General features: G+C 59.0%; 15 protein-coding genes. All 15 read right to left on the bottom strand.

The window, feature by feature from the left end; all coding sequences use genetic code 11:
* Nucleotides 1–2: 2 nt before the first annotated feature.
* The 15 genes from AC13QY_RS24340 to AC13QY_RS24410 all read right to left on the bottom strand — a co-directional run bounded on the left by AC13QY_RS24340 (nt 3) and on the right by AC13QY_RS24410 (nt 15,419).
* Nucleotides 3–1,283 (bottom strand): DUF3422 domain-containing protein, encoded by a 1,281-nt coding sequence (locus AC13QY_RS24340; protein ID WP_488494036.1) that lies wholly within the window; start codon nt 1,281–1,283, stop codon nt 3–5.
* 132 nt (nt 1,284–1,415) lie between these two features.
* On the bottom strand, nt 1,416–2,270 hold the full coding sequence (locus AC13QY_RS24345) for an NAD-dependent epimerase/dehydratase family protein (protein WP_488494037.1): 855 nt from the start codon (nt 2,268–2,270) through the stop codon (nt 1,416–1,418).
* A 74-nt stretch (nt 2,271–2,344) separates the two neighbouring features.
* Nucleotides 2,345–3,067: a haloacid dehalogenase type II gene (locus AC13QY_RS24350; protein ID WP_028754304.1), complete on the bottom strand. Its 723-nt coding sequence runs from the start codon at nt 3,065–3,067 to the stop codon at nt 2,345–2,347.
* A 49-nt stretch (nt 3,068–3,116) separates the two neighbouring features.
* Nucleotides 3,117–4,433 carry an MFS transporter gene (locus AC13QY_RS24355; RefSeq protein WP_488494038.1) on the bottom strand — a complete coding sequence of 439 codons (1,317 nt, stop codon included), beginning with the start codon at nt 4,431–4,433 and terminating at the stop codon, nt 3,117–3,119.
* Nucleotides 4,434–4,480: 47 nt separating this feature from the next.
* Nucleotides 4,481–5,128, bottom strand: coding sequence for a 3-oxo-tetronate 4-phosphate decarboxylase (gene otnC, locus AC13QY_RS24360; protein ID WP_488494039.1), 648 nt, complete (start codon nt 5,126–5,128; stop codon nt 4,481–4,483).
* Nucleotides 5,128–6,396: a 3-oxo-tetronate kinase gene (gene otnK / locus AC13QY_RS24365; protein ID WP_488494040.1), complete on the bottom strand. Its 1,269-nt coding sequence runs from the start codon at nt 6,394–6,396 to the stop codon at nt 5,128–5,130. The genes otnC and otnK overlap by 1 nt, the downstream gene beginning before the upstream one ends.
* A 3-nt stretch (nt 6,397–6,399) precedes the next feature.
* Nucleotides 6,400–7,878, bottom strand: coding sequence for an aldehyde dehydrogenase (locus tag AC13QY_RS24370; protein WP_488494041.1), 1,479 nt, complete (start codon nt 7,876–7,878; stop codon nt 6,400–6,402).
* Between the two features lie 14 nt (nt 7,879–7,892).
* Nucleotides 7,893–8,603 carry a haloacid dehalogenase type II gene (locus AC13QY_RS24375; protein ID WP_488494042.1) on the bottom strand — a complete coding sequence of 237 codons (711 nt, stop codon included), beginning with the start codon at nt 8,601–8,603 and terminating at the stop codon, nt 7,893–7,895.
* On the bottom strand, nt 8,600–8,929 hold the full coding sequence (locus tag AC13QY_RS24380; protein ID WP_488494043.1) for a putative quinol monooxygenase: 330 nt from the start codon (nt 8,927–8,929) through the stop codon (nt 8,600–8,602). Before AC13QY_RS24380 ends, AC13QY_RS24375 begins: the two co-directional genes overlap by 4 nt.
* Nucleotides 8,926–10,041 (bottom strand): isocitrate/isopropylmalate dehydrogenase family protein, encoded by a 1,116-nt coding sequence (locus AC13QY_RS24385; protein WP_488494044.1) that lies wholly within the window; start codon nt 10,039–10,041, stop codon nt 8,926–8,928. The genes AC13QY_RS24380 and AC13QY_RS24385 overlap by 4 nt, the downstream gene beginning before the upstream one ends.
* 13 nt (nt 10,042–10,054) lie before the next feature.
* On the bottom strand, nt 10,055–10,762 hold the full coding sequence (locus tag AC13QY_RS24390; protein ID WP_488494045.1) for a GntR family transcriptional regulator: 708 nt from the start codon (nt 10,760–10,762) through the stop codon (nt 10,055–10,057).
* 28 nt (nt 10,763–10,790) lie between these two features.
* Entirely contained in the window at nt 10,791–11,651 is an 861-nt protein-coding gene (locus tag AC13QY_RS24395; RefSeq protein ID WP_488494046.1) for an NAD-dependent epimerase/dehydratase family protein, read from the bottom strand.
* Between the two features lie 30 nt (nt 11,652–11,681).
* Nucleotides 11,682–12,662 (bottom strand): ABC transporter permease, encoded by a 981-nt coding sequence (locus AC13QY_RS24400; protein ID WP_028754314.1) that lies wholly within the window; start codon nt 12,660–12,662, stop codon nt 11,682–11,684.
* A complete protein-coding gene (locus tag AC13QY_RS24405) occupies nt 12,652–14,235 on the bottom strand; it encodes a sugar ABC transporter ATP-binding protein (RefSeq protein ID WP_488494047.1) in 1,584 nt (527 codons plus the stop codon). Before AC13QY_RS24405 ends, AC13QY_RS24400 begins: the two co-directional genes overlap by 11 nt.
* Nucleotides 14,236–14,288: 53 nt before the next feature.
* The gene (locus AC13QY_RS24410; protein WP_488494048.1) at nt 14,289–15,419 is read right to left on the bottom strand and encodes a substrate-binding domain-containing protein; all 1,131 of its coding nucleotides are present in this window, start codon (nt 15,417–15,419) and stop codon (nt 14,289–14,291) included.
* Nucleotides 15,420–15,650 lie beyond the last annotated feature (231 nt).

Here is a 15,650-nt window from a genome sequence, read left to right on the forward strand (position 1 = left end):
TTTCAGCTTTCTGTTTTCAGGGCGTGCTTAACGCGAAGGATGGTGATCGCAACGGCTCCCACAACCACCGGAACAGCAACAAGCATGATCACGGGATTGATGTGGAAGCCAGCATGGCCCGCCGTCTCATATAAAAACTTGAGCAAGCTCAGCAGATAGTAGCTGATCGCGATGATCGAAAAGCCTTCGACCGCGCGCTGGATTTTGACCTGCGTCGCAGCTCGATCAGCCATTGCCTGGATCTGTGTAGCGTTCTGGAACTCGATCTCGACCTGAATTCGGGTTTGCAGGAGGTCGAGCAGGTGCATCGTCGCTCTTGACAGGTGCTCGAGCCGCAAGACTGTCGCCTCGCAGGTGCGAACCGCCGGCTTGAATCGCCGCTCGACGAAAGTGCCAAAGCGTTGGAAACCAGGGACATGGGTTTCCCGCAGAAGCGCGATCCTCTCTTCAACGATTTTGGCGTAGGCCGCGGTTGCCCCAAACCTGTTTCTGGTTTCAGCGGTGGCCGAGATGATATGCGACGAAAGAACCGTGATCTCGTCGAGCAGTTGCTTGTGCTGATGTGCAGGAGTACGCAAGTTGCGATTGGTCAGATGAACGAGTTCCGCATCGTATCCGCCGAGAATGGGGGCGAGACGTCGCGCCTCCGGCAATCCGAGCAGCGCCATTGATCTGTAGGTTTCGATCTCAAAGATACGACGCACCATGCGCCCCAGGCGATGTGCATTGAGGTCCTTGTTAAACAGGATGATCCTGCTTGAATTATCTCCTCGCACCCGAAAATCGGAACAGACTTGTGCCGAGCCACCGCCGATCGAGGACGCAGCGGTATCGCCGAAACCGAAGGTTTTCAAAACCGGTCCCAGCTCGTCAGGAGAGTTCCCGAGGGCAAGGATACTTACGTGGCAAATAAGCCGAGGAGAGTTCAATCCTGCGAGCCGCGCAAGATCACTTTCCGTGAGATCGGATTCGGGCCAACGCTCGGGGTCTGAGTCCAACTTCCGTAGGCGTGTGACCGTCACGAATTCAGTATGCCGTTCGACCCTGACTGAAATCTCGCCATCGACTTCAAGGGTATCGTGAAACTCCTCGATCGCCCCATCCAAAGGCATGAATGCAACGTGCTCGACGATCGCCGGACCGATGAAATATATCGATGGCCGAGCGTGAAGCTCGGAGTTGAAGTCGGCTGTCTCCGGTTTAAAAGTAGCGGAGCTGCAAACATCTTGTGTGGAAGCGGACGTCGTCGCCGAAACTGCTTCTTCTGCCCAACTTAAAGTCACGTCTATTTCCCCATCCCATCAATACACGAAACGGCGAACCTATATGAACCGGACGGAATCAACTTGAAAACCCCGCTGGTGCAAAGAATCCACCAGCCCGGCGTGCTCGAAGAGCTGCTGAACATCCAGCCGCTAAGAAACTTCCGTTCGACCGTGGCGCCAGCTGTACCTCGGACGATATCCAAGAACGTCTTTGGCCAACTGGCTTGAAACAAGGCTGCCATGCTCTGCGATTTGTCCTTGGATCGGAACATCGGGATAGTAAGTGGCCACGAGGGCACGTGTTGGTCGCGCCATCACGGTATCATCTGCTGCGATCACGAAATGATGGAACCCGCTGAGGTCTGAGTTCAATGCAAGCGAAATAGCCTGAGCACAGTCTCGGCTGTCAACGTAAGACCACAGGTTCCATTTCTGAAGGTCTGGATTCTGTTCTGTAGCCTTGAACTCTTTGTATTGGTGGGGTTCTTTCACCCAGGAAAACCGCAGACCAATCATCTTGAGAGAAGGATCCCAACGGCAGAACTCGGCTGCGACGGCTTCGTCCACAAGTTTGGAAAGAGCGTAACTACTTTCCGGCTTTGATTTGACGCTATCGTCGACCGGGAAGTAGGGAGGTGGCTCGGTAAAAGGAATGCCGAGCAGGGTCTCGCTGCTTGCAAAAATAATGTTTTTGACGCCTGCGATCTTTGCCGCTTGGAAAACATTGTAACTGATGGCGGTATTTGTGTGAAATATGTGTGTGCTCGGAGCGACGCTCGCGCCCACAATCGCAGCAAGATGAACAATCGCATCAATCTTCGGTTCGAGATCAACGACCGCGTCCAAAACCTGGCCGTAATCCCGCATATCAACGCGAGCGAATGGCCATCTGGTGTCCGACGATGGTACCTCATCAATCCCGATAACCTGATGCCCCTCTTCAAGGAGGCGCTCAATCGCGGCCCGTCCGACTCTTCCACTGCTTCCAGTTACGAGAATTTTCATGAGACAATCTCCTATCGTGGCTGGCTCAACAGTAGGACGCCAAGGCGAAGCGTCGCAACTCAAGCGCCGTCATGTTAACATTCGAGGACATCGGCGAGCTCCGCCAGATCCTTGACAGCTATGTCGCACTCGTCGTCGGCCACTAGATCAGTCGTCTGATCCGGCCCATGTTCGGTCGGCCTGCGGACAAAAACGGTTTTCATTCCGCACCCTCGCGCAGCTTCAAGGTCGTCGTTATGCGCGGCGACCATGGCGGTCTCCTCGATTGATAGGCCGGCACTCTCCGCCGACCTGAAATAGACTTCGGGGCGTGGCTTGTAGTTCTTCGCCGTCTCCGCACCCAGAATGACATCCCAATGCAATTCGGCAAATTTAGAGAGCCACAGCATACCCGCTACGTGTCCGTTCGAGATTGTACCGACGGCGAATTTCCGCTTGAGGCGGTCGATCGCCGCGACCGAGTCCGGCCAGGGGGCGAGTCTTTCCCAGGCCTTGTTGAGATCATTGAGGCCCTGCGCTGTAAACCGTGTCGCATCGACGCCGCTGTAGGCCAGAGTCACCTTCAGATTCTCCAGATTCAAGACGTCAAGGGGCACCCAGGAGCGCTCACCCGTACGCACTCGTTCCATCGCCGGCTGGTACAGCGAGCGCCAATCGCTCGCGAACTTGTACGGATCGAGTACGATGCCTTGGGAGGAAAAGACCTTGTCGACATGACGGGCCACACTGCCTCGCCAGTCGACGACGGTGCCGAACACGTCGAAACCGAGAAGCTTTACGTCCTTGAAATCTGGCATCTCAAAATCTCCTTGTGTGTGGCCGGACGCTTCCGTCCGGCCATTCATTTCAGACAGTCTTGGGTTTCACGAACATCAGCGCGATCAGCGCGGTGGCCGCCCAGACGGCGGCTACGAGGTAGATGCCCGCATCCGGACTTCCGGTCAGGGTTGTCAGGTAGCCGATGATGAAGGGCGCGACGAACCCAGCGGTAAGGCCGATGCTGTTCACGAACGCGATACCTGTTGCGGCTGCCTTGCCCTTGAGGATCGCGGTCGGGAGCGTCCAGAAGACGGGTAGCGATGCCATCACACCGCTGATCGCCATGCTCATGCCGAGGACAACCATGACGATGTTCGCCTTGAAGATGGTGCTGACGATGAAGCCAGCGATGCCGAGCACGCAGCTACCGAACAGGTGCCAGCGCCGTTCGCCGACGTGGTCCGAATGGCGGTTGACGATCAACATCACAACGACCGCGGCGCCATAAGGTACCGCTGATAGGATGCCGAGTTGAATGGTATCGGTCACGCCAGCGTTTCGGATGAGCGAGGGCATGTAGAAGAAGACGCCCGTCTGGGACAGAACGATACCGAACAATATCCCAGCCAAGAGCAGTACGCCCTTGTCGGAGAAGATTGCCTTAAAGTTGATATCGTGCTTGCGCGTGTCTTCGGCGTCGAGATTGCCGCGTAGCGTCTTCTTTTCGGACGTCGAGAGCCAGGAAGCCTCTTCGATGCTGTTGGTCAGCCATTTAAAGACCACGATTGCCATCAGCACCGCAGGAAGGCCTTCCAAAAGGAACATCCACTGCCATCCCGACATGCCCCAAGCTCCATGCGTTCCCGCGATGATGAAGGCGGAAACTGGAGCACCCAGGACGCCTGCGAATGGAGCGGCGAGATAGAGAAGTGACGTGATGCGCGCCCGGCGATGCGCGGGATACCAATTGAGCAGATAGAAAATCACGCCCGGAAAGAGGCCAGCTTCGCCGACGCCGAGCAGGATTCGTAAGACGTAGAATGACGCTTCCGAGTACACGAAGAGCATCGCCATCGAGATGCAGCCCCAGGTGAATAGGATTCGCGCGAGCCACCGTCTCGCTCCGAAGCGATGAAGCATGAGGTTGCTTGGCACTTCCGCAAGAGCGTAGCCAATAAAGAACAGGCCGGCGCCCAGGCCATACACCGCTTCGCTGAAATTCAGCTCGGCATTCATCGGGACCTTCGCGAAGCTGATGTTGATGCGGTCGAGATATGAGATCGTGTAGCAGGCGAGCAGAATTGGCAGCAGCCTCAGCGTCACCTTCTTATACAAGCTGTCCTCGGCGTCCTCGCTTACTTTTACAATGCCGGATATCGGCGGGTTGTCTGCCCGTTCCATCATGCGTCCTCCTCTTGGTGTTTCGGTTTTAGTGCCGCCCCTCCAGCCGGTCACTTCGACGGATCGATTAGGGCACTCCTCTGCTCCTCCGTAAGCGGTCGGATTTCGTGGTTGTGCAGCAGCAAGAAGAGCTTGGCGGTTTCCTCAAGCTCCTCCGTTGCGTATTGGGCCTCGGTGAGTGTCTTCCCTGCGACGACCGGGCCATGGTTTGCCATCAGCACTGCATGATGATCCGCGGCGGCGGCTCCCACCGCCGCCGCCAGGGCTTGGTCTCCGGGAGGAAAGTACGGCACGAGCGGCAGGGTGCCGACGCGCATCACGTAGTAGGCGGTCAATGGGGGCAGGACGTCTCGGTGATCGACCTTTTTGAGAATGCTGGCGGCCACCGAATAGGTTGAATGCAAGTGCACGACAGCGCGTCGCCCATCCTTGCCGCAGTACATGCACTGGTGAAGGAACGCCTCCTTCGTCGGCCTGTCCCCGCTCTCGTGAATGCCGTCCGCGGAGAACAGGGAGAGTCTTGCGGGGTCGAGGCCGCCAAGCGACGCGTTGGTTGGTGTCATGAGCATGCGACCATCTGAGAGTCGGACGCTGATGTTGCCGGTCGACCCAGCTGTCAGACCACGGTCAAAGAGAGATTTGCCAACGTCGACGATCTCGTCTCGAACCTTCGTTTCCTCGGATATCGTCGCGGTCATCAGAGACGATCCCATGCATCGATGAAGAAACGCGGGCCACCGAAGTTGCCGGACTTGAGTGCTAGCGAAAGTTGCCGTCCATTGCTGGTCGCGCCGACCCAAGGAACGCCGGGAGCGATCTCGTTTCCAATAGCAAGTTGGTCGACGCCAAGCGACTTCACGACTGCGCCCGAGGTTTCGCCGCCGGCGACGATCAGCTCGTTCACTCCGTTCTCGACAAGCTTGCGTGCGATTGCCGACAGGGCTTTCTCGACGAGGTCGCCGGCCTCCGAGACACCCATCCTGCTCTGGTTCGCCTTCACCTCGTCTGGCTTAGCGGTGGCGTAGAACAGGAGCGGTTTCCGGCCGAGCCGTCCGGACGACCACTCGATAGCCTCCCGGACGACATCTCCTCCTTCAGCGAGCCTTGCAACGTCGATGCGGAAACCTTCATGATCGGCCAGCATTGCCGCAACCTGATCGTTGGTGGTGACGGAGCAACTCCCGGAAATAACCGCGCGATGTCCCTCCCTGCCGAGCGAGAGAGGAACTTCCGGGCTGGCCTGGTCACGAACGAGATAATGAGTCAGCCCGTAGGCGAGACCGGATGCTCCGGTGAACAGCTTAAGATCCTTGAACCCTATTGCGATCTCGATGAGGTCCCCGTCGGTTATCGCGTCAACGACAGCGATCTGGGGCGTACCCTTGTCCGCTGTGGCAAGCCATTTGCTGATCGCGGATGCCCCAAGCTTCACGGTGTCATAGTAGCAGCAAGAGATCTCGGCGTTGGACTGCGGGCCGAGGACCCTCAGCAGGTTTGCGTCCGTCATCGGCGTCAGCGGATGATTGCGCATTCCGGACTCGCTTAGGGGGACGTCGCCGACGAACAGATTGCCCTTGTAGATCGTACGAGCGTTCGCCGGAAACGCCGGGCAGGCGATGGTCAAGGTTTCGCCAATCTCCGCCAGCATCGCATCCGTAACCGGCCCGATGTTGCCTTCGGCCGTGGAATCGAAGGTCGAGCAGTACTTGAAGAAGAATTTCTCCGCTCCTCGCGCCCGAAGCCACCGGACAGCCGAGAGCGATTCCTCGACCGCCGCTTGCGTGGCGATGGTCCTCGTCTTTAGCGCGACCACAATGGCATCGGCGTCGATCTGCCGGTCGCCATCGGGAACGCCAATGACGACCGTGGCTTTCAGCCCGCCCCGTGCGAAGATGTTGGCGACGTCCGTCGCGCCCGTGAAGTCGTCTGCCACGCAGCCGACGAGCAGCTTTCCAGAGATTGCCATGGATCACCTCATGATGAAGGGGTTGGCAACGTTCTCGGCTGTCGAGATCATCACGCTCTTCGTCTGCATGTACTGCTGGATCGACGCCATGCCGTTCTCGCGTCCGATGCCGGAGTGCTTGTAACCTCCGAGCGGCGACATGTAGCTGATCACTCGGTAAGTATTGACCCAGACGGTGCCAGCCTGGATGGCGGCCGATACCTTCAGGATGCGGCGCATGTCCTGCGTCCAGAAACCGGCGGCAAGCCCGTAGTTCGTGTCGTTCGCGATATGCACGGCTTCCTCGTCCGTATCAAACGGGATGACCGAGAGCACGGGACCGAAGACTTCCTCCTGCGCGATCCGCATGTCGTTGCGGACGCCAGAGAAGATGGTTGGCTCGACGAACCATCCGTTGGAAAGTTCGGGATTGCTCGGTCTGCCGCCACCGAGAACGCATTCCGCGCCTTCGTTCTTAGCGATATCGATGTATCCGAGGATCTTTTCGAGCTGCGGCGGCGTCGTTACCGGACCGACTTGCGTGTGCGTCGAAAGGGGATCACCCATGCGCGCCGTCTTAGCGAGATTGACGATCTTCTCCAGGAACTGGTCGTGGATGCTGCGCTGGACGAGAAGGCGGGAACCGGCGATGCAAGTCTGGCCGGTTGCAGCGAAGATGCCCGAGATGACACCGTTCACCGCGTTGTCGATCTCAGCGTCATCAAAGACGATGTGGGGGCTCTTGCCGCCGAGCTCGAGCGTGACCTTCTTGAAGTTGCGAGCTGCGAGTTCGCCGATCTTGCGTCCGGTGCCTTCGCTGCCCGTGAAGGCGATCTTGGCGGCGTGTTTGTGCGTGGTCAGCGTCTCGCCGACATCCGCACCGAAGCCAGTGAGGACGTTGAAGACGCCCGCTGGAAAGCCTGCCTGTTCCACAAGCTTGGCGAATTCCAATGTGGAGGCGGAGGTGAACTCGGACGGCTTTGCGACAAAAGTATTCCCGGCAGCGAGCGCCGGCGCCAGCTTGTAGGCAAGCAGCAGAAGGGGGGAGTTCCACGGCGTGATGCCCACGCACACGCCGAGCGGTTCATTCCGAGTGAAGTTGAAAGTCTCCGGCTTGTCGATTGGGATGACCGCGCCTTCGATCTTGTCGGCGAGACCGCCGAAATAGTAGTACCACTGAGGAATGTACTTGAGTTGGAACAGCATCTCGTTGATGAGCTTGCCGTTATCAGTGACCTCAATCCGAGCGAGATGCTCGGCGTTCTCTGCAATGAGGTCACCAAGGCGTCGAAGAAGATGACCGCGTGCGCTGGCGGTGAGCTTCGGCCATGGGCCGCTGGTGAAGGCCCGGTACGCAGCCTCGATCGCGCGTTCGGCGTCTTCCTTGCCGCCCTTCGGGATCGCTGCCCAGACCTTGCCGTTGAAGGGGTTCTTCGTCTCGAACGTCTCGCCGCTGGCAGCGTCCTCCCAGCGGCCGTCGATGAACATCTTGTATGTCTGCATTGTCTTTCTCTCTTCTAGCATCCGAGCTGTCGAGCAAGGTCTTCGAGATCGTCGGCGACGTAGTCCCAGTCCTGCTCGGCCGTCAGGTCGGTTGTCTGACCCTCGCCGTATTCGGTGGGTCTTGCGATGAATGCGGTTCGGAGACCTAGGCTGCGCGCGGCGGCCAGGTCGTAGTTGTGCGCGGCGCACATCATGACGGCGTCCGGCTCCAGATAGAGGAGCTTGCAGACACCGAGATAGGTCTCGGGATCGGGCTTGTAGTGTTGGAATAACTCGCAGGAGAACACGTTGTCCCAAGGGAGGTCTGCGTGCTTCGCCATGTTGACCAGGATGGCGACATTGGCGTTCGACAGGGGGCCAATAATGAACTTCGTCTTCAGCCTGTGCAGGCCGCGCGAGGCGTCCGGCCAGCCTTCCAGACGATGCCAGACCCTGTTGATATGCATCATCCGGTCGTGATCAAACTCGGGGAGTGCCATCTCATCGAAAACTGCCTTAAGTGCGTCGAAATGCAGTTCGTCGAGGTTCGTCCACGGCAGCTCGCCGCTGCGCACGCGCGCCTTCTGCGGATTGTAGCGATCACGCCAGCGGTCGACGAGATCGGCCCAATCGACGTTCATATCCTGGGCGTTTCCCCATGCCGTAAGATCGCGAATGATTGAGCCGCGCCAGTCGACGACCGTGCCGAAAGTGTCAAAGACAATCGCCTTGATACCGGACATCACAATTGTTCCTTCTTTCCTGACGACATCCGTTCGAACGTCTCGACGATCTTATCGGTGACCCAGTCGCGAACGGTCTCATCGAAGCTGAGAAAGTGCGGCGTCTTCAGGTGGAAGTCGAAATCAGCCTTTGAGCCGTAAACTTCATAGAGGTAGATCCGCTCCGGTCGCTTTGGGTCGCGGCAGACGTCGAACACTTCGCAATTCTGTTCGTCACGGAGCGATTTGGCGGCGTTCTCGATTATCGCCGCGTGGAAGCGCTCTGCGAACTCGCTCAGGACGATGAATTCGACGACGACGACGTATCCGGTGCAAGCGGCCGCGCTCATGCGACTTCCTTTCGGACAGCGCCGAGCGCGCCGATGACGCTGCGGGTCATGTCCGCGCAGTTGGCTCCGCCGCCGTATTCCATCGGAACCGCGGTTTTCGTGGAGAGGGTGTGCTCGACCGCAGCCTCGATAAGACGCGCGGCATCAGCAAGTTTCGGCTCGCAATGCTTCACCGCCAGCCAGTCTAGCATCATTGCTCCCGACAGGATCATGGCGCTGGGGTTGGCGACGCCTTTCCCGGCTATGTCGGGCGCCGTTCCGTGAGCGGGCTGGAACAGTCCGTAGTGCTCGCCGATGTCGGCGGAGGCGGCCATTCCCATGCCGCCGATCAGTCCAGCTGCGAGGTCCGACAGAATGTCACCGAACATGTTCTCAGTCACAAGAACGTCGAGGGCCCAGGGCTTCTTCACCATGTTAAGCGCAAGCGCATCGACGTAAGCGTAGTCCTTCTGGACGTCCGGATGCTTCTCTGCCACTTCGTCGAAAATCTTCCTGAAGAAGGCCATCGAGCTGAAGACGTTGGCCTTGTCCACGCAGGTAACAATACCGGGCCTCCCACGGCTCTTGCGCTGCGCGGCGAGCTGGAAGGCGAATTCGGTGACCCGCTCGGTACCGGCGCGGGTGATCTGCATCGTGTCGTAAGCTTCCTGGTCGTCTCGGATCTCACCGCGGCCTCGGGCGTAGAACAGGCCCTCGGTCTGTTCGCGGATAAGGACGAAATCGATCCCTTCTGCACGCGGATCTGACAACACCTTCGGAAGTCCCGGAAACCAGCGGATGGGGCGTACCCCTGCGAATAGGCCGAACTCCATGCGCAGGTCGAGCTGGGGAATGATCTCCGTGCCATCAGGGAAGCGGATGTCTGGCCAGCCCATGGCGCCGAAAAGGATCGCATCGGCGTTGCGGCATGCTTCAAGAGCGCTCGCGGGCAGGGCTTCCCCGGACTCGGCGTAGAATTGTGCGCCTGCCTGATGGGTTTCGAAGGACATCGTTGGTGCGCCAGCCACCTTTATGGCAGCGTCGATAACTTCGAGGCAAGCGGGCATGACCTCGCGGCCGATACCGTCTCCAGGAAGGACTGCGATCTTGAACGAGTTTTTCAGGGATGACATTATTCAGCCTATTCTAAAGATGATTGAGCCCGAGGCGTTCGAGGAGCGCGAGCAGTTCTGTGCCCGCACGCTCGCGGTGCGCCCTATGAATGTTTCTGGCCTTCTCGCGGTCTCCTGCGCGAATTGCCTCCACCAGAGCGGCGTGTTCGCGCGTGGAATTCACGGGCTTTGGACGCATCTTCAAAGTCAGCATCCGAACGCGATGTGCCCGGTCGATGAAGTTAAGCACCACCGACTTCAGCATCTGGTTTCCGCCCAGCTCCAAGAGCTGTTCGTGGAACCGCGCATCGGCCTGCGCCCAGCCTTCCAGATCGTCTTCCGACAATGCGTGATCCATGTCGGCGGTCGCCTTTTCCAGACCCTGAAGCTGCTCGTCGGAAAGGCCGCGTCCGGCGGCGAGTTCGGCCGCCGTGCTTTCGAGGGACGTGAGGATCTCGTAGATCTCCTTCATATCCGCCGTCGACACGGGAAGAACACGCATGCCGTGACGGGGGATCACAGAAACGAGACCGTCCTGCTGCAGGCGCATGAGCGCCTCGCGGACAGGGGTGCGACTCATGCCGAGCTGAGAAGCAACCTCCTGCTCGGTTGCCTGGAAGCCAGGTGGCCATTTGTTGTTCAAGATAAGCTGCCGAAGCTTAAGGTGAGCCGTCGCGGTCATAGTTTTCGCAAAGGATTCCTCCCTGATCTCGGCCGTTTTGGATTGACTGGTCGACGCCATGTGATTCCCCCTGGTCTGGCTGGTTTGCTTAGCCTTCGGCATATCTGCGCCAACTGTGCTCAGGCTTATATCCGAGAACGGACTTAGCCTTCTCGATCGAAAGCAAGGTTTCGGTCCCGTGGGCCGGACGCTTGAACGGAACGCCCGGATACCATTTGGCCACGAGCTCTTCGTTTGATGTGCTCATCACGCTATCGTCGTTAGCGATGATGAAGACTTCAGCACCCGTACCCTGCCATTCAAGCGAGAGCCTGATGGCCTGCGCGCCGTCGCGCGCGTCGATGTAGGTCCACAGGTTGAAGCGACGGCTGCCTGGGTCCTTCTCGAAGTCCGGGAAGCCCGCATATTCGCTCTCGTCCATAACGTTAGAGAAGCGGAGGCAGACGATCTTGAGATCCTTGTCCCAGCGGCAATACTGCTTGGCCATCTCCTCGCCGAGGTGCTTGGAGAGTGAGTAGGACGTTTCGGGGCGGGATTCATACTCCTCGTCGGCAGGGAAGTAGTCCGGCTTGATCGCGTAAGGGATGCCGAGCAGCGTCTCGCTTGATGCCCAGACAATGTTCTTGATGCCGAGCAGCCTGCAGGATTCGAACACGTTGAAGGTCGAGATCGTATTCACCCGGAAGACCTCGGCCGGGGGAACACGGCCCGGCATCGGGACGGCGGCCAGATGCACTACGGCATCGGTCTTCCGGTCGTGATTCCAATCGTAGCCAGCGATGGCCTCCATGGTCGCCCGCATGTCCTCGAAGTCGACCTTGATGAACGGGCACCTGTTCAATTGCGGCTCGACTGTATCGGCGTTGACGACGTCGTGGCCGTTCTCGAGAAGATCCTTGATCGTGGCCCGGCCAAGTTTGCCGCTTCCGCCTGTCACTATTACTCGCATTAAAATATTCCTCCTGAATATCTGTTATGGTTAGCGGCTGCGGCCGACCGCGACGGCGAGGATGATGAGCATCCCGCGTGCGATAAGCTGCTGGCTGTAGTCGAGACCGCCAAGGATAAGACCGTTGTTGATGACACCGATGAGCAGGGCGCCGACGATGGAACCGATCACGGTTCCGCGTCCTCCGAAGAGGCTCGTTCCACCAAGCACCACGGCTGCAATGACGGACAGCTCGTCGCCCTCGCCAAGCTGGAAGCGTCCCGACTGCAGGCGTCCGGCATAGAGCATGCCCGCGATCGCAGCGGCTGTTCCGGTAAGCAGCAGCACCTGGAACTTGATCTTTCGGACATCAACGCCACTGTAGCGGGCTGCGATCGCGTTGCCACCTGCGGACATCACCTTGCGGCCGAATGGAGTCTTGCGCAGCGCGATGTGGGCGATGGTGCCGAGAACGGCGACCCATAGGACGAGCACGGGAACGGGACCGATGTTGCCTGAGCCGAAGATGAAGATGAACGTGTCATCGATGATCGGAACAGGGGAGGTGCCGCTCACCCACATTCCGACGCCGCGCGCGATCCCCATCATGCCGAGCGTCACTAGGAACGACGGAATGTTGAGGTAAGCTGTGAGGCCCCCGTTGATCGCGCCGACCAGCAAACCGAGCGCCAAACCCGCCAGAATGCCAGGGACAAGGCCATAATGCGTCAGCACCAGGCCAGCGATCACGGATGACAGTCCAGCGATCGCGCCGACGGAGAGATCTATTTCGCCTGCGGAGAGGACGAAGGACATCGCCATGGATACGATCGCGACGATCGCCGTCTGCCGAAGGATGTTCAGCAGGTTATTCGAAGAAAGGAAACCGCGGTCCTGCAGCAGGATCGCAAACACGATGAAGATGACGACGAAGCCGATATAGACGACGTAATCGCGCCAGTTGCTGTGCCAGGGTCTGCGGAGAGATTGTGAGTCAGCCGCTGGCTTCAAGACTTTGACCTCAGTGGACATTTTGGGTTGCCTTCTGAATCGCGACCTGCAGACCGAGTTCGGTGCGGATCAGCGGAGATTGCGTTTCATCGCCGGCACTGGTGGCCCAGCTTTCGATTTCGTCGCGTTCGATCTCGCGCGCGAGCCGTCCGTTGTTCATGACGAGGATTCGGTCACTGGTTGCCAGCAACTCGGCTGGCTCGGACGAGATAACGATCACAGACTTGCCGGACGAGGCGACGCTCCGGATCAGTTCGACGATTTCGGACTTGGAGCCGATGTCGACGCCCGCTGTCGGTTCGTCGAGAATGACGACCGAAGGGTTGGTCGCCAGCCACTTCGCAATGACGATCTTCTGTTGGTTTCCGCCGGAAAGGTTCCTCACCTTGTTTTCCGCAGAGGGCGTCTTGATCCTAAGTTGCTTGATGAGATCGGACGTCAACGAACCTTCCCGCCGACGGTCGATGAAGGGGCCGCGGACGAGCTGGTCTATCTGAGGGAGGCCGAGATTTTCGCCGACGCTATGCTCGACGACGAGGCCTTCGTCGTGGCGGCTCTCGGGAACGAGCACGATGCCGGCCTTAATCGCGTCCGAAGGCGACTTGAAATCCACGGCCCTCCCGCTGAGCTCCACGGTTCCCGTAGTCTTCTTGTCGACGCCGAAGAGGAGGCGGGCGAGTTCGCTCCGGCCTGCGCCCATGAGGCCCGCAATGCCTACGATCTCGCCCTTGTGAACGTCGAAGCTGACATCGCTGGGCTTTCCCGAGGCCCCGGAAAGGCTACGCACGGTCAGCGCGGGATTGCCGCTGCGGTCAATGGGGCGCGCCTGGTACTGGAAGCCCGTAACACGCTTGCCGACCATGTGCTGCACGATCGAGTCAAGCGTGAACTCTGAAGTCCTTCCGGAAGTCACGTTCTGACCGTCACGCAGTATCGTGATCTCGTCCGCGATGGTCATGATCTCGGTCATGCGGTGCGAAACGTAGATTACGGCTGTTCCCGCGGCGGTGAGCTTCCTCAACATGCCGAACAAAGTGTCGGCTTCCTGTGCGCTCAGAGACGAGGTCGGTTCGTCGAGGATCAAGATCCTCGCCCTCTGGTGGATGGCCTTCGCGATCTCGGTGAGCTGGGCCTGGCCAGGGCTGAGTTCGGAAACAGGTGTCCGGGGATCGACCCTGAGATTGAGCTGTCCGATGATTTCTGCTGCCTGTGCGTTTTCCCGGCGCTCGTCGACCAAGATCGACAGGTGGCGGGGCTCGCGGTTCAGGAAGATGTTCTGGGCAACCGACAGCGTGGGGATCAGGCTAAGGTCCTGGAAGATCATCTCAATGCCGAGCCTGCGGGAGTTCTCCGGAGAGTTCGACGACATGTGCTCGCCGAAGACCTCGATGGATCCCTCTGTCGGTGTGACGACACCCTGCAGGATCTTAAGCAGGGTAGACTTGCCCGCGCCGTTTTCCCCGACCAGCGCATGGATGGTTCCAGGCTGGATCGTCAGGCTGACACCGCGCAATGCGTGCACGCCGCCAAACGATTTCCGGACGTCGCTCATCCTTACGGCCGCGACGCTTTCGGTGATTGATTGAGGTTTCATGGTCGTTGTCCGCCGCCGGGGACGGGAGCGACCGGAGTCGCTCCCGCGCACCTTTAGTTCATTGCGTCGGTGAGGATCTTCGGAGCTTGGTCGCCGTTCGACTGCGGCCATGCCTCGATCAGGTTGTCGCGGGTAACCGCAAGCGCAGGGAGCACGACGTAAGGAGGTGCGTCCTTTCCAAGGAGAGCGTATCCCGCAAGAATGCCCTCGGCATAACCTGCGCCGTACGGACGCTGGGAGCCCGTGCCCTTCACATAGCCCTTCTTGGCCATGTCGAGCGAGATATTCACACCCAGATCGCACGTCGTGATCACGAGATCCTTGGAGGCGCCTGCCGCACGCGCTGCCGAGAGCACGCCTTCGGTCGGAACGTCCCATACAGCCCAGATGCCGTTGAGGTTCGGATGTGCGGTCAGCATGGCGGAGGCTACTCGCTCAGATTCACTGGAGAAGTCCGGACCGCCGACGCCCGTTTCCTGCACGACCTTGATATCTGGGTAATCCTTGATTGCTTCCTTGAAGCCCACGAGGCGCTCCTTCGTGGCGAAGAGGTCAGAAGCGTGCGGAATCAGGCCGATATCCCCCTTGCCATTGAGAGCCTTGGCCATGAGTAGCGCGGCGACCTTGCCCATGCCGCGGTTGTCCGAGGAAACCAGGCTGACGTAGTCCTTCCCGGCAACCATTCCGGCGCCTGTCTGGTCAAGGAAGATGATCTTAATCCCTGCAGCCGCGGCCTTCTTGTAGGCTGCTGCCGTGGCAGACTGCTCGGCCGGGACGGTGATCATAACGTCCGGTTTAAGCGCCATGACGCTCTCAATGTCGGAAACCTGCTGTTCGGCGCGGTAGCCTGCGTCGGTCGTGGCTACGATTTCGATGCCAAGCTCTTCAAGAGCCTTCTTTTGTCCTGCCATCTGGGCCTTCGCCCAGTCGGATGCCGTGTAGTGCATCACGATCGCGGCCTTGGCGTGCTTGGCCTTGATCTTCTCGATCTCGTCTGGCGACAGCTTGAGATCGCTGGCGAGCGTAGCCTCTTCGCCGTTCGGTCCCTTGGCCGGATGGCTCTCGATATCCTTGATCTGCTGGTCGATGTCGATCGCGAACACGCTGGGCGCATATGATGCGCTGAGAGCGAGGGCGGCGACCACCATCAGGCTACGAACTGGCTTGCGAATTTCTACGTTCATTGGACTCCTCCCAACGAGTAAACCGCGAATGCGTACGTCTTCGCATCCGGTAACGTATACATTAATCCAATTTGGGACGGAGTCAACCTGCTAGTCGGGCTTGAGACAATCAAGACCACCAAACTAGCGTGAGATGTGTTCCTAGGAGACATGAGGGACACTCGCGGGCGCAGTGCGGGCTACACAGACGGACTGGGAGTATCGGGTTGAAAAGGCGGCTGCTGAATCTGA

It is taken from the genome of Martinezella sp. CNPSo 3795 (genome assembly GCF_057784475.1).